Source organism: Rhizobium sp. P1_B8 (genome assembly GCF_056406515.1).
The window spans coordinates 239,075-253,070 of record NZ_JBFTZZ010000017.1 but is presented as its reverse complement, the minus strand read 5'-3'; the positions used below and the strand labels follow the sequence as shown (position 1 = coordinate 253,070).

Sequence of the window (13,996 nt, the reverse complement as noted above, 5' to 3'; positions counted from 1 at the left end):
TTTCCACTCCGGACATAAAGGGCAGCTTCGGAAATTCTCAAGCGTTCAGCACACGGCCGTAAGCATCGAGCACCGCTTCCTTCATCGTTTCGGACACGGTCGGATGCGGGAAGATCGTGTGCATCAGCTCTTCCTCGGTCGTCTCGAGGTTCATCGCCACGACGAAGCCCTGAATGAGCTCGGTGACTTCGGCGCCGACCATGTGGGCGCCGAGCAGCTCACCGGTCTTCTTGTCGAAGATCACCTTCACCATGCCTTGGTCTTCGCCGAGCGCGATCGCCTTGCCGTTCGCGGCGAAGGAGAAGCGGCCGACGCGGATGTCGCGGCCCAGCTCTTTGGCTTTCGCTTCAGTGATGCCGACAGAGGCGACCTGCGGATTGCAATAGGTGCAGCCCGGGACCTTGCCCTTGTCTGTGGGATGGACGTTCGGGAGGCCGGCGATCTTTTCGACGCAGACGACGCCCTCATGCTCTGCCTTGTGCGCCAGCATCGGTGGGCCGGCGACATCGCCGATCGCATAGATGCCGGCGACATTGGTCTTGCCGTAGCCGTCGATGACGACGCAGCCGCGGTCGGTCTTGACGCCGAGCGCCTCGAGGCCGAGGTTTTCGATATTACCCTGAACGCCGACGGCCGAAATCAGCCGGTCGGCAGTGATCTGCTGCACCTTGCCATCGGCCGTCTCGACATGGGCGGTGACGCTGCCGGCGCCCTTCTCGACCTTCGTGACCTTGGCGCTGGTGAAGATCTTGAGGCCGCGCTTTTCAAGCTGCTTGCGGGCGATGGCGGTTATTTCGGCATCCTCGACCGGCATGATGGTCGGCATGACTTCGACGACGGTCACATCGACGCCCATCGAGCGATAGAAGCTTGCAAATTCGATGCCGATCGCGCCTGAGCCCATGACGATCAGCGACTTCGGCAAAACATCCGGCTTCAGCGCCTCGAAATAGGTCCAGATCAGCTTGCCATCCGGCTCGATGCCAGGCAGCGCGCGCGGACGGGCGCCGGTCGCGATGATGATGTGCTTGGCGGTATAGGTGCCCTCGCCGCTCTTGACGTTCTTCGGCAGCGGATGCTGCGGCTCGACAACGGGCTTCGACGCCTTGCCGACAACGATCTCGCCGGGCTTGGTGATCTTCGCTTCGCCCCAGATGATGTCGATTTTGTTCTTCTTCATCAGGAAGCCGACGCCGGCATTCAGGCGGGCGGAGACGGCGCGCGAGCGGCCGACGACGGCCTTGGCATCCGGCTTGACCGTGCCTTCGAGAACGAGGCCGAAATCCTTGAAGTGATTGGCGTGGTCGAGCACCTCGGCCGAGCGCAGCAGCGCCTTGGTCGGGATGCAGCCCCAGTTCAGGCAGATGCCGCCCATATGCTCGCGCTCGACGATCGCGGTCTTGAGGCCGAGCTGGCTGGCACGGATAGCAGCGACATAGCCGCCGGGACCCGAGCCGATGATGATGACGTCGTAGGATTCAGCCATGTGTTTCCTGCCTTTGTTATGCTGCGCTGCGGGTCATGAGCACCCACGCGTGTCTCTTGCTATTTTCGAAGAGCGGCACGGCATCGGCGCGCGCAGCCTCCAGGAACCCGTTTCTTCCATAAAGCGATAAAGCCGCTTCGTTGTCGCTTGCGGTGATCAGGCTGACGGGCCGCCGATCGGCCCTTTCGATCTGATCGTCCAGCAGCCTGCGTCCGATGCCGATGCCGCGCAGATGGCGATAGACGCCGAGACTGCCGATGAACCAGCTTCCCACAACCGTTTTCTGCAAGGCGAGCATCGGTGCGGTTGCCGGAATCGTCGCCTCGATATCGCCTATCCCCTCACCCAGCGCATGGCCGATCGCCACACCCGCAACCTCGCCATAGGCCTCGGCGATGACGGCATCCCGCCAACCGCCGACGGCTTCCTCCTCGCTCATCTTCAGCCGGCCCCGCTCCAGCGGCGTATCGCTCACGCCGTTTTCCACACCGGCAAACCAGAGCCAGGAGGCAAACCCGCGCGATGCGATATCCGCCAGAATCGCCAGCTCCGAGGCATCCCGCCGTGAGGCCTGCCGGAGGGCGATGAAGGAGGCCATGGTCAGATCCCCAGCATCATCCGCACGATCGATTCCAGCCCGCGTCCGAGCGCGCGCGTATTGTCCGCATCGAGGTGAATGCCATCGATCGGCGTGGTCTTGGCGACGGAATTGCCGTCGAAGAAGCCACAACCGAGTTCGTCGGCAAGATCACGATAGAGCGTTGCAAGCTTTGCCGATTCCTCGATACCGCCGGGAAAGGATGCGGCGAAGGGCACGTTGCCCGTCGCGCGGATCGCCGGCGGCGCCACGATCAGAATCTCCGGCCCATCAAATTCGAAGGGCCAGGCATGATTGCGGATCAGCCGCACGAGGCGGCTGTTGCCCTGGCAGGCGGCAAAGGCGGAACCTGCCACAACCGGCTTCATGTCATTGGTGCCGAGCAGAAGGATGACGAGGTCGAGCGGTGCATGCGTCTGCAGGATCGTCGGCAGGATGCGCGCACCATTGCGGTCGCAATCGGCGAGATGGTCGTCGAAAGCGGTAGTGCGACCGTTCAAGCCTTCGGCGATGACGCGCGCCTCATGGCCGAGCGCTGCCTGAAGCACGCTCGGCCAGCGATTTTTGTAATCATGACGGCCGATCGTCTCGGCGTCATAACCCCAAGTCAGCGAGTCACCATAGCAAAGAACGGTCTTGGTCATTTCCGCCTCCGCGCCGCTATCAGACAAGCATGCCCATCGGGGTCTCGATGTAGCCCTTGAAGGCCTGGAGCAACTCGGCGCCGAGCGCGCCGTCGACGCAGCGATGGTCGGTCGAGAGCGTGACGGACATCACGGTGGCAATCGTCATTTCGCCCTTCTTGACGACGACCCGCTGCTCGCCGGCGCCGACCGCGAGGATCGTCGCATGCGGCGGGTTGACGACGGCTGCGAAGTTCTTCACGCCCATCATGCCCATGTTCGAGACCGAACTGGTGCCGCCCTGATATTCCTCAGGTTTCAGCTTGCGATCCTTGGCCCGCTTGCCGAGATCGCGCATCTCGTTGGAGATCGTCGACAGGGTCTTTTCCTCGGCCTTGCGGATGATCGGGGTGATCAGGCCGCCGGGGATCGAGACGGCGACGCCGACATCGGCGTGCTTGTGCTTGACCATGTTGCTGTCGGTCCAGGAGACGTTGGCATCCGGAACGTCGCGCAGCGCCAGAGCCATGGCCTTGATGACCATGTCGTTGACCGAGAGCTTGTAGGCCGGAGCGTTGTCCTTGCGCGGAGCCGCATCGTTCAGCTGGGCGCGCAGCGCCAGCAACGCATCGAGCTCGCAATCGACGCTGACGTAGAAATGCGGGATCGTCTGCTTGGATTCGACCAGTCGCCTGGCGATCGTCTTGCGCATGCCGTCATGCGGCACGAGCTCGTAAGAGCCCGGTTCGAAGAGTTTGAGCACGGCTTCTTCGGACGCGCCCTTCGGTGCAGCGGCGGCCGGAGCAGGCGCGGCAGCCTGCGGGGCGGCAGCGGATACGGGCGCAGCAGCAGCCTTGGCGCCACCGCCGGCAACGACGGCTTCGATGTCGCTCTTGACGACGCGGCCGTGCGGGCCGGAGCCTGCGACTGCCGAAAGGTCGATACCGGCTTCCTTGGCCAACCTGCGGGCAAGCGGCGAAGAGAAGGTGCGGCTGCCATCCGATGAAACCGAGGCCGGCGCGGCGGCGGTTACAGGTGCCGCAGCCGGAGTGGACTGGGCCGGAGCCGGTGCAGCTTCGGCCTTCGGCGCCGCTGCACCGTCTGCCTTCGGCGCTGGGGCGGCGGAACCCGCGCCGCTTGCGGCAGCGGAGACATCCTCGCCATCGGCGGCGAGAACCGCGATCAACGCATTGACCTTGACGCCTTCGGTGCCGGCAGCAACGACGAGCTTGGCGACCGTGCCTTCATCGACGGCTTCGACTTCCATCGTCGCCTTGTCGGTCTCGATCTCGGCGATCACATCGCCAGACTTGACCTTGTCGCCTTCCTTGACCAACCATTTGGAAAGATTGCCTTCCTCCATGGTCGGAGAGAGGGCGGGCATCGTGATATTGATCGGCATCGAAACACCCTCCCCTTATTTGTAGCAAACAGCCTTCACCGCATCGACCACTTCGCCGACGTTCGGAAGGGCAAGCTTTTCGAGATTGGCGGCGTAAGGCATCGGAACGTCCTTGCCTGCGATCGTCAGGATCGGCGCATCGAGATAGTCGAAGGCCTGCTGCATGACGCGGGTGGCGATTTCGGTGCCGACGGAGGACTGCGGATAACCTTCCTCGACGGTGACCAGACGGCCAGTCTTCTTCACCGATTCGATGACAGTCGGCAGGTCCATCGGGCGGATGGTGCGAAGGTCGATCAGTTCGACGTCGATGCCAATCTTCTCGAGTTCGGCGACAGCCTTGGTCGCATAACTCATGCCGATGCCGAAGGAGACCACAGTGACGTCCTTGCCCGGACGATGGATGCGGGCCTTACCGATCGGCAGGACGAAATTGTCGAGCTTCGGCACGTCGAAGTGCTGGCCGTAGAGAATTTCGTTTTCGAGGAAGATGACCGGGTTCGGATCGCGGATCGCAGCCTTCAGCAGGCCTTTGGCGTCGGATGCCGTATAGGGCATGACGACCTTCAGGCCGGGAATGGCGCTGTACCAGGCTGCATAATCCTGGCTGTGCTGGGCGCCGACGCGAGCCGCGGCACCATTCGGACCGCGGAAGACGATCGGAGCACCCATCTGGCCGCCGGACATATAGAGCGTCTTGGCGGCGGAGTTGATGATGTGGTCGATCGCCTGCATGGCGAAGTTGAAGGTCATGAATTCGACGATCGGGCGAAGGCCGGCCATTGCGGCACCGACGCCGACGCCGGCAAAGCCATGCTCGGTGATCGGTGTATCGACGACGCGGCGGGGGCCGAATTCCTGCAGCAGCCCCTGCGTGACCTTGTAAGCGCCCTGGTATTCGGCGACTTCCTCGCCCATGACGAAGACGTTTTCGTCGGCGCGCATTTCTTCGGCCATGGCGTCGCGGAGCGCTTCGCGCACGGTCGTCGACACCATTTCAGTGCCGGCCGGGATTTCGGGGTCGTTCGGAACGACAGCCTTCGGCTCGGCCGGAAGCGGCGCGGAGGCGGAACCGGTGCTGGTCGGCTTCTCTTCCTGGGCAACGGCGGGCGCTGCCGGGGCGGCGGGCTTGGCGGCGGAAATGTCCGAAGCGGATTCGCCGTCCTGCAGCAAAACGGCGATCTTGGTATTGACCTTGACGCCTTCAGTGCCGGCATCGACGAGCAGCTTGCCGATGATCCCTTCATCGACGGCTTCGACTTCCATCGTCGCCTTGTCGGTTTCGATTTCGGCAATCACGTCGCCGGAGGTGACCTTGTCACCTTCCTGCTTCAGCCATTTGGACAGTGTGCCTTCTTCCATGGTCGGAGAGAGGGCGGGCATGAGGATATCGATAGGCATGGGTTCCCTCCCCGATTAGAGCAGAATGTCGGTATAGAGCTCGGATGCATCCGGCTCCGGATCGGCCTGGGCGAAATCGGCACTGTCGGCGACGATATCGCGGACATCCTTGTCGATCGCCTTCAGATCGTCTTCGGAAGCCCAGCCCTTTTCGACGAGGCGAGCCTTGACCTGTTCGATCGGGTCATGCTCGGAGCGCATCTTCTGCACTTCGTCCTTGGAGCGATATTTCGCCGGGTCGGACATGGAGTGACCGCGATAACGATAGGTCAGCATTTCGAGAATGATCGGGCCCTTGCCGGAACGGCAATGTTCGAGCGCCTCGTCGGCCGCAGCCTTGACGGCGCGGACGTCCATGCCGTCGACCTGAATGCCGGGGATGCCGAAGCCGGATCCGCGAAGCGAGTAGTTCGACTGCGCAGTGGCGCGCGCGGTCGACGTCCCCATGGCGTAACGGTTGTTCTCGACGATATAGACGATCGGCAGCTTCCAGAGAGCAGCCATGTTGAAGCTCTCGTAGACCTGGCCCTGGTTGGCGGCGCCGTCGCCGAAATAGGCGATGGAGACATTGTCGTTGCCGCGGTAGCGGTTTGCGAAGGCAAGACCCGTTCCGAGCGAGACCTGGGCACCGACGATGCCGTGACCACCGTAGAAATGCTTCTCTTTCGAGAACATGTGCATCGAGCCGCCCTTGCCGTGGGAGTAGCCGCTGCGACGCCCGGTCAGTTCCGCCATGACGCCGCGTGCTTCCATGCCGGTTGCCAGCATATGGCCGTGGTCGCGATAGGCGGTGATGACCTGGTCGCCTTCCTTCTGCGCCATCTGCATGCCGACGACGACAGCTTCCTGACCGATGTAGAGGTGACAAAAGCCGCCGATGAAGCCCATGCCGTAAAGCTGGCCGGCCTTCTCCTCGAAGCGGCGGATCAAAAGCATCTCGCGATAGGCCTTGAGCTCTTCATTGCGATCGAAGTCGGCTACAGGGCCTCCATTCGATGCTTTGGCTGCCGGTTTTGCTGCAGTTTTGCGGCTGGAAACGGTCGCGGTCTTTCGCGGCGCCATTCAACCCTCCCTATGGGTTTGTCGTTTCTTGGTGGGGCGTACCATAGGGAAGAAATATGACCACAGCAATGCCATAATTGCATGGCTCGTATTCGCTGCTAAATTATTGGAAGAACTATGAAAATTCCAATTAACCTGTTTTCGGTTAATTGGAATAATGGTTGAATATGACGATCTCGTCCGCGCGCGACATGTTGAGCTGATAACGCGCTTTTTCGTCCAACATATCCTTGTCGAGCGAGCCGTCACTGAGGAGCGCGACCTGATTTTCCAGATGTTCGCGCTTCGCCTTCAAGACTGCAAGCTCTTTTTCACGCGCGACACGCTGATGCTCGAACGTCTCCGTTGCGCGCAGGCCGTAATCGCCATGGATGCAATGATAACCGAAATAGGAGAGGAAGGCGACCGTCATGGCCGGAATGACGAAGCGACCGATCTTTCTCTTCTTATGATGCTTTGTCCACATACACGCATGCTCTTGAACGCATTACCAATTCGTTCAATCTAACGCGCAGAGATTAACCGTTCGTTGACTCTAAAAACCGCGCAATAAAAAACCCGCGCCGGGAAGGCGCGGGTCAAGCATTGAACATCAGATCCGATCAGCCGCGAATGATCGAGCGGCCGGCATACTGGGCCTGCGGGCCGAGGCCCTCTTCGATGCGGATCAGCTGGTTGTACTTGGCAAGACGGTCGGAACGCGACAGCGAGCCGGTCTTGATCTGACCGCAGTTGGTGGCGACCGCGAGATCGGCGATGGTCGAATCTTCGGTCTCGCCGGAGCGGTGCGACATGACGGCGGTATAGGCCGCCTTGTGCGCCGTGTTGACGGCATCGAGCGTTTCCGTCAGCGAGCCGATCTGGTTGACCTTGACGAGGATCGAGTTGGCGACGCCCATGCGGATGCCGTCGCGAAGACGGGCGGAGTTGGTAACGAAGAGATCGTCGCCGACGAGCTGGGTCTTCTTGCCGGTCAGGTCGGTCAGCGTCTTCCAGCCGTCCCAATCGTCTTCGGCCATGCCGTCCTCGATCGAGATGATCGGATACTTGGCGGCGAGCTCAGCCAGATATTCGGCCATGGCGCCCGATTCCAGCGTGCGGCCTTCCCCTTCGAGAACGTATTTGCCGTCCTTGAAGAATTCGGTCGAGGCGCAGTCGAGGCCGAGGTAGATGTCCTCGCCCGGCTTGTAGCCGGCTTTCTCGACCGACTTCATGATGAAGTCGAGAGCTTCCGAAGCACTCTTCAGACCCGGTGCGAAACCGCCTTCGTCGCCGACATTGGTGTTATGGCCCTGCGCGGCAAGTTCCTTGCGCAGCGTATGGAAGACTTCCGAACCCATGCGCACGGCTTCGGCGATCGAATCGGCGCCGACCGGCAGGATCATGAATTCCTGGAAATCGATCGGATTGTCGGCATGGGCGCCGCCGTTGATGATGTTCATCATCGGCACCGGCAGCAGGCTGGCGGAAGCGCCGCCGACATAACGGTAGAGCGGCAGGCCGGACGCCTGGGCGGCAGCCTTGGCGACGGCGAGCGACACGCCGAGGATGGCATTGGCGCCGAGGCGCGACTTGTTCGGCGTGCCGTCCAGCTCGATCATGATGTTGTCGATCTGGATCTGGTTTTCAGCATCGATGCCACCGATCGCGTCGAAGATCTCGGTGTTGGCGGCTTCCACCGCCTTTTCGACACCCTTGCCCAGGTAGCGCTTGCCGCCGTCGCGCAGTTCGACCGCCTCATGCGCGCCCGTGGAGGCGCCCGAGGGAACGGCCGCGCGGCCCATGCTGCCATCTTCGAGATAGACATCGACTTCGACGGTGGGGTTGCCACGGCTATCGAGAATCTCGCGGGCGATGATATCGGTGATTGCAGTCATGGGTTCTTCCTGCTCGGTGGGTGGTGATAAGTCGGTTCGAAACCTGTCTTAGTCGAAGGCGTGCAAATTACAATGCTGCAATTTCCAGCCTTCGAACCAGCGTTCGGATCTCGCCTAAAGCGCGTCGCGATCTTCAGATTCGCTTGCCACGCTTTAGGTGTTTGGCTTTCCGCATGTCGTTGTCGCAAAACCGCTGCACACTTTTTCGCGACATGCCTATAGCACGATCATGTCAGGCTGTTGAACGTCAAACCTTGGCGACCGCATCGAAGGCAAGCAGCTTTTCAAGCAGCCGCGGCATGTCCTTGAGATAGACCATATTGGGGCCGTCCGAAGGTGCATTGTCGGGGTCCTGGTGGGTTTCGACGAAGACGCCGGCAATACCGGTGGCCACTGCTGCGCGCGCCAGCGTTTCCACGAATTCCCGCTGACCGCCGGAGGAATCGCCCTGCCCACCCGGCTGCGCCACGGAATGGGTGGCATCGAAGATAACGGGCGCGCCCATCGCCGCCATGATCGGCAGCGAGCGCATGTCGGAAACCAGCGTGTTATAGCCGAAGGAGGCGCCGCGCTCGCACAGCAGCACGTTCGGATTGCCGCTGGCGTTGAGCTTCTTCAGGACGTTCTTCATATCCCAGGGAGCGAGGAACTGGCCCTTCTTGACATTGACGACGCGGCCGGTCTTGGCGGCGGCGATGAGAAGGTCGGTCTGTCGGCAAAGGAAGGCCGGGATCTGCAGGACGTCGACGACCTTTGCCACCTCCGCGCATTGCTCGGCGGTATGAACGTCGGTCAGGACAGGAAAGCCGAATTCCTTCTTGAGGTCGGCAAAGACCTCCATGCCCTTTTCGATCCCGATGCCGCGTTCAGCCGAGAGCGAGGTGCGGTTCGCCTTGTCGAAGGAGCTCTTGTAAACGAGGCCGATGCCGAGCTTTGCGCAAAGCTCTTTCAGCGTGCCGGCAACCATGAAGGCGTGGTCGCGGCTCTCCATCTGGCAGGGACCGGCAATCAGCGACAGGCGGCCGGTATTGGAAAAGGTGACCTGGCCTTGGCCTTCGCCGATCTTGACTTCGGAATTCGTCTCAGTGCTCATCGTGTCTCCTCGAAGGCGAAGAGCGTGCCCTGCCCGGGCGCGGGCTTCACCAGAATGCGATTGTTCTTGCGCGTGTATGTCACCCCGTTAGCAGCCAAATGCGCTTCTGTCACGGCAAGATCGGCGACAATGAAGAGGATTGCCCGGCCACGCAGGCCGCGATCGGCGGATGAGCCGGCGATCTCGAAATAGGCTTCTAGCCCTTCCGGCGTCATCAGGCTGATTTTCGCGTTCGAAGCAGCAACATTGACGCCAAAACCGGTTTTCTCGACTGCCGCCTGCGCCGCGGCAAGGCCGACGAAGGCCCCGAAAGCGGCGGCATCAGGCGCGCAGAGCGCGATCTCGGCAATGCCGGTGACGCCATTGGCATGCGTCTCCAGCGCGCCGCGGTCGGCCGGCAGCGGATTGACGCGTTCGACGCTGAAAAGGAAGAGATCGGGCGCGCGCAGGTCGCCGGCAAAAGCCAGCTTGAAGCCGGCGATGCTCTCAGAACCGTCCGGCATCGTCATCGGCCGGGTGAACTGCAGCATCTCGCCGGCGCTCGATCCGTTGCCGACGAAGTTCTGATGATCGATGCCGGCATCCTTACTACCGAAAGCAAGCCCCGAAAGCCCCTCCTCGCCGCAGCGGAAGCGGAAGGCCCGGTTGCGGGCGGTGAAAACATTGCCTTGCCGCGCTGAGGCCTCGCTCTCCTCGACACTCGCAATCCCGAGCGGCTCCAGATAGGTCTTGTCGGCAAAAAAGACGCAGGCGTTTTCCGTTCCGAAGGGATGGCGTGCATCGGCGGCAACGGTGAAGCCGAGCTTGCCAAGCCTCTCGCGCGCCAGATCAATGTTGACGACGGGCAGCACCACATGATCCAGCGGGTGCGGCTTGGCGGAACGCTCGTTCATGATATCCCTCCTGGAAACGGCAAGAGATGTGCGATGGCGCGCCCCTCAATGCAAGACATGTGTCCCAATCCGGCGAATGAAAATAAAAATCTCAACGAGTTGGCGCCAAGTTTTACGGAAATTTAGCTACTTGCGGAACACATATGGAACATATAGTGTCTGTTCTGGATTTGTTTCAATCACGAGGTCACAACGTCGATGCTCACGCGCAAACAACAGGAGCTTCTCCTTTTCATTCATGAGCGCATGAAGGAATCCGGCGTTCCGCCATCTTTCGACGAAATGAAGGATGCCCTGGACCTCGCTTCCAAGTCCGGGATTCACCGGCTGATTACGGCGCTCGAGGAACGTGGCTTCATTCGCCGCCTACCGAACCGCGCCCGTGCGCTCGAGGTCATCAAGCTTCCGGAGGCCTACAGCCCCAGCATTCAGCCCCGGCGGGGCTTTTCGCCCAGCGTCATCGAGGGCAGCCTTGGCAAGCCGCAGCCGGTCGCCACTCCTGCTCCCACAAAACCCGTCGCCGACAACGGCAACTCGGTCTCCGTGCCGGTCATGGGCCGTATCGCCGCCGGTGTTCCGATCTCGGCGATCCAGAACAACACCCACGACATCGTCGTTCCGGCCGACATGCTCGGTTCCGGTGAACATTATGCGCTGGAGGTCAAGGGCGATTCGATGATCGACGCCGGCATCTTCGACGGCGACACCGTGATCATTCGCAACGGCAGCACCGCAAGTCCTGGCGACATCGTCGTTGCTCTCGTCGACGACGAAGAAGCGACACTCAAACGCTTCCGCCGCAAGGGCGCCTCGATCGCACTGGAAGCGGCCAACCCGGCTTACGAGACCCGGATTTTCGGGCCGGACCGCGTCAAGGTTCAGGGCAAGCTCGTCGGCCTCATTCGCCGCTATCACTGACATCAGGCAGTCTGGATTCGGCAAAACTGTTGCTGCGCCAGTCATAGGCGCGATGCCGCATCCATGGCCGCGACAATGCATCGAATGCGGTTGCGACCTCCAGGCCGGCGTCGGCGAAGCGCAACTCGACGGAACCGGTCTTGCGCAACGTTTCGCCGGTGAAGAGCGTCGCCCCTGAGCGGCAGCTGTTGAAGCGCAGGCGGACCGACGTCACGACGATATCGGCCGCGTCGCATGCCGGACCGAGATAGGCGGCATTGTCGATGACAGCAACCACGTGACCATTGCCAAGCCTTGATGTGCACCAGGCCTTCTTGACGCAGGAAAAGCGGTTTGCTTCACCGGCCGCTGCAGCCGCCCGCATCGCCGACCTTGCTTCGTTCTGCTGATCGCGGGAAAGCCTGACGCGGCGGTCTTCTCCCTCCGGCGGAATAACAGGACCATCCAGCATCTTCGGCGGGTGATGCGTCGGCAGGACCAGCGCTCTCTGCCACTGGTCGAAGATGAAATCCGGCGGTCTTTCACGGTTGGAAGCCATGGCCCCCGCCTCGACGATTGCGACGAGACCACCATCCTCCGAAATCGCCAGATCCGGCGGCCGGGGAACCGGCAGAAGCAAGAGGACTAGCGTCGAGATCGCGATGATCGACGTGCCGATATGGCGCAGCCGGGTGCGGAGCAGCGTCAGCAGCAGAAAGCCTGCGACGGCTATCGCGAAATACCAAGCGGGCAAGCGGCCGATGCCGATGTCGCCACCCCAGCCGGACACCGTCTTTGCGATCGAGATCACCAGATCGAGGCCGAATCCGACGACCTTCCAAGGCAAAACATCCAGACCGAAAGGCATGAGCAGCATCGCCAGCAACCCGGCCGGCATGATGATGAAGGAGATGATCGGCATCGTCGCGAGGTTTGCCGGCAGGCCATAGGCAGTCAGGCGATGAAAATGCTCGATCGAAAACAGCGCGGTAGAAAAGCCGCCGATCAGCGAGGTCAGGAAGACGCCGCCGAAGAAACCCGCAACCGTAACGACGGGCCGAAAAACCGGCAGCTTCAGGAAAGCGTTTTCGCGGACGCGCCGGTCCTTCCACAGCTGGTAGCCAGATACCAACGCCAATGTCGCAGCAAAGGACATCTGGAAGCTCGGACCCAAGACCTCAGACGGTGAAATGGCGAGAATGACGAGCGCCGAGAGAGCGACATTGCGCAGGCTGATCGACGGCCGGTCGAAGAAGACGGCAATCAACATGATCGCCATCATGATGAAGGCGCGTTCGGCCGAGACGGCAAAGCCGGAGATCAGGAAATAGGCCGTGACGGCGATGAGCGCGCCGGCAGCGGCGATCTTCTTGGTCGGATAGGCTTGGGCGACACCGGGAAAGAGGCTGAGCAGCATGCGGAAACCGACGAAGAAGATGCCGGCTGACAGCGCCATATTGAGGCCGGAGATAGCGATGATATGAGCCAGACCGGACTGGCGCAGCGCCTCCGTCGTCTCATTCGAGATGGCGCGCCGCTCGTCCGTCACCAGAGCAGCGGCAAAAGCGCCGGTGTCGCCGGGCAGGATCGACCTTATGCGGTCGCCGATACCGCTGCGCAGCCGGTAGAGACCTTCGAGCAGCGCTTCCGTCGTCGATCTGGCCGCTTGCGGACCTGCCTGCAAATCGACCTTTGTCGGCGCACCGTAGAAGAAGCCGTTGGCGCCGATGCGATCGAAATAGGCACCGAAGGAGAAGTCGTTGAGCTCAGGAAGCGCTGGACCTGCTGGCGGCGTCAGCCGTGTTCTGCCGGTTATGATATCACCGATCTCGAAAGGCGCGTCCGCGCCGCGGACGATCGCGGTTATGCGCCCCGGCGGCCGCTTCACCTCCGGCGCCTCTGTGCCGGTGACGGCAAGAATATAGCGCCACCGCCCGCGACCATCGCCTTCGCGCCGCTCGACACGGCCGGTCACCGTCGTCGTCACTGATGAATCGAGGATCACGGTCGAAGCCCGTCGGCTCTCGAGCTGCGCCGAGACCACGCCGCAGGCGACAAGTGCAAGCGCCAGCAGCGTTGCCCGCAAAGCCGCCCGGCTGCGGCTGGCGATGAGAACCGCGACGGTCAGCACCAACAGGCAGAGCAGCGATGCAATGAGCGGGAAGTCCGATGCCGCTAGAAACCAGAAGGCTGAGCCGGCCCCGAGGAAGACCGGTGAGAACAGCAGCAGGCGGCCATGGTCCGCCTCTTCGCCCAGCATGCGCATGCCGGCACGCAGTGATTGCGAGGCTGCTGCCGGCAGCCGGTGGCGCCACGGTGTCGCCGACTGCGTCGTTGGCAGCCGCGTCACCACGACAGCCGGAGAAAAACCGGCGGAGTCGGCAAGGCCGGCGCCTGCTTCCGGCCGCAATTCGACTGTCGTCAACTCCTGCATGTGCTGCCCAAGGTCACTCGCCCCGACAGGCAGAATGCAACCGCCAATCAAATCCGGCAAGAATAATCGATTGAAAAGTGAGGGAAAATTGAAAGAGCCAAAAGAGCAGTCGAATCATCGGCTTCCGATATGCATGCGGCTCATCGCTGCAGTGCCTAAAAGGTGATACTGCAATGCACAAAATGCCATCACGGTAACTTGGCATTAGCCTCGCGATCATATAGCTATCG

General features: G+C 61.6%; 12 protein-coding genes. 1 reads left to right on the top strand and 11 read right to left on the bottom strand.

The annotated features are described in order from the left end of the window. Positions 1-37: 37 nt before the first annotated feature. The 10 genes from lpdA to AC1D2N_RS21535 form a co-directional block, all read right to left on the bottom strand. Positions 38-1,486 carry a dihydrolipoyl dehydrogenase gene (gene lpdA, locus AC1D2N_RS21580; RefSeq protein WP_047621703.1) on the bottom strand — a complete coding sequence of 483 codons (1,449 nt, stop codon included), beginning with the start codon at positions 1,484-1,486 and terminating at the stop codon, positions 38-40. 16 nt (positions 1,487-1,502) lie between these two features. Continuing rightward, positions 1,503-2,084, bottom strand: coding sequence for a GNAT family N-acetyltransferase (locus tag AC1D2N_RS21575; protein WP_018241906.1), 582 nt, complete (start codon positions 2,082-2,084; stop codon positions 1,503-1,505). 2 nt (positions 2,085-2,086) lie between these two features. After that, positions 2,087-2,728 carry an SGNH/GDSL hydrolase family protein gene (locus AC1D2N_RS21570; protein ID WP_130652319.1) on the bottom strand — a complete coding sequence of 214 codons (642 nt, stop codon included), beginning with the start codon at positions 2,726-2,728 and terminating at the stop codon, positions 2,087-2,089. Between the two features lie 19 nt (positions 2,729-2,747). Then, complete coding sequence (locus AC1D2N_RS21565; RefSeq protein WP_477981962.1) at positions 2,748-4,109, bottom strand: pyruvate dehydrogenase complex dihydrolipoamide acetyltransferase; 1,362 nt, start codon at positions 4,107-4,109, stop codon at positions 2,748-2,750. 15 nt (positions 4,110-4,124) lie between these two features. Continuing rightward, the gene (locus tag AC1D2N_RS21560) at positions 4,125-5,510 is read right to left on the bottom strand and encodes a pyruvate dehydrogenase complex E1 component subunit beta (protein ID WP_130652317.1); all 1,386 of its coding nucleotides are present in this window, start codon (positions 5,508-5,510) and stop codon (positions 4,125-4,127) included. A 15-nt stretch (positions 5,511-5,525) separates the two neighbouring features. Beyond that, the gene (pdhA, locus tag AC1D2N_RS21555) at positions 5,526-6,572 is read right to left on the bottom strand and encodes a pyruvate dehydrogenase (acetyl-transferring) E1 component subunit alpha (RefSeq protein WP_003559100.1); all 1,047 of its coding nucleotides are present in this window, start codon (positions 6,570-6,572) and stop codon (positions 5,526-5,528) included. A gap of 145 nt (positions 6,573-6,717) precedes the next feature. Continuing rightward, the gene (locus AC1D2N_RS21550; RefSeq protein WP_018241902.1) at positions 6,718-7,038 is read right to left on the bottom strand and encodes an FtsB family cell division protein; all 321 of its coding nucleotides are present in this window, start codon (positions 7,036-7,038) and stop codon (positions 6,718-6,720) included. A 136-nt stretch (positions 7,039-7,174) separates the two neighbouring features. Continuing rightward, positions 7,175-8,449: a phosphopyruvate hydratase gene (eno, locus tag AC1D2N_RS21545; protein ID WP_018241901.1), complete on the bottom strand. Its 1,275-nt coding sequence runs from the start codon at positions 8,447-8,449 to the stop codon at positions 7,175-7,177. A gap of 247 nt (positions 8,450-8,696) precedes the next feature. Continuing rightward, positions 8,697-9,542, bottom strand: a complete 846-nt coding sequence (kdsA, locus tag AC1D2N_RS21540) for a 3-deoxy-8-phosphooctulonate synthase (protein ID WP_028731994.1) — start codon at positions 9,540-9,542, stop codon at positions 8,697-8,699. Further along, positions 9,539-10,435 carry a VOC family protein gene (locus tag AC1D2N_RS21535; protein WP_130652316.1) on the bottom strand — a complete coding sequence of 299 codons (897 nt, stop codon included), beginning with the start codon at positions 10,433-10,435 and terminating at the stop codon, positions 9,539-9,541. Before AC1D2N_RS21535 ends, kdsA begins: the two co-directional genes overlap by 4 nt. A gap of 198 nt (positions 10,436-10,633) precedes the next feature. On the opposite strand from AC1D2N_RS21535, the gene lexA reads away from it, so the two are divergent. Next, positions 10,634-11,353, top strand: coding sequence for a transcriptional repressor LexA (gene lexA / locus AC1D2N_RS21530; RefSeq protein WP_028731996.1), 720 nt, complete (start codon positions 10,634-10,636; stop codon positions 11,351-11,353). Here lexA and AC1D2N_RS21525 read toward each other — a convergent pair. Then, positions 11,334-13,766, bottom strand: coding sequence for a ComEC/Rec2 family competence protein (locus AC1D2N_RS21525; protein ID WP_130652315.1), 2,433 nt, complete (start codon positions 13,764-13,766; stop codon positions 11,334-11,336). The genes lexA and AC1D2N_RS21525 overlap by 20 nt on opposite strands. Positions 13,767-13,996: the final 230 nt, after the last annotated feature.

Coding starts and splice junctions, on each gene's coding strand:
- lpdA (WP_047621703.1), bottom strand. CDS start 1,486: ATGGCTGAATCCTACGACGTCATCATCATCGGCTCGGGTCCCGGCGGC.
- eno (WP_018241901.1), bottom strand. CDS start 8,449: ATGACTGCAATCACCGATATCATCGCCCGCGAGATTCTCGATAGCCGT.
- AC1D2N_RS21550 (WP_018241902.1), bottom strand. CDS start 7,038: ATGTGGACAAAGCATCATAAGAAGAGAAAGATCGGTCGCTTCGTCATT.
- AC1D2N_RS21525 (WP_130652315.1), bottom strand. CDS start 13,766: ATGCAGGAGTTGACGACAGTCGAATTGCGGCCGGAAGCAGGCGCCGGC.
- AC1D2N_RS21565 (WP_477981962.1), bottom strand. CDS start 4,109: ATGCCGATCAATATCACGATGCCCGCCCTCTCTCCGACCATGGAGGAA.
- AC1D2N_RS21570 (WP_130652319.1), bottom strand. CDS start 2,728: ATGACCAAGACCGTTCTTTGCTATGGTGACTCGCTGACTTGGGGTTAT.
- pdhA (WP_003559100.1), bottom strand. CDS start 6,572: ATGGCGCCGCGAAAGACCGCGACCGTTTCCAGCCGCAAAACTGCAGCA.
- kdsA (WP_028731994.1), bottom strand. CDS start 9,542: ATGAGCACTGAGACGAATTCCGAAGTCAAGATCGGCGAAGGCCAAGGC.
- AC1D2N_RS21535 (WP_130652316.1), bottom strand. CDS start 10,435: ATGAACGAGCGTTCCGCCAAGCCGCACCCGCTGGATCATGTGGTGCTG.
- AC1D2N_RS21575 (WP_018241906.1), bottom strand. CDS start 2,084: ATGGCCTCCTTCATCGCCCTCCGGCAGGCCTCACGGCGGGATGCCTCG.
- AC1D2N_RS21560 (WP_130652317.1), bottom strand. CDS start 5,510: ATGCCTATCGATATCCTCATGCCCGCCCTCTCTCCGACCATGGAAGAA.
- lexA (WP_028731996.1), top strand. CDS start 10,634: ATGCTCACGCGCAAACAACAGGAGCTTCTCCTTTTCATTCATGAGCGC.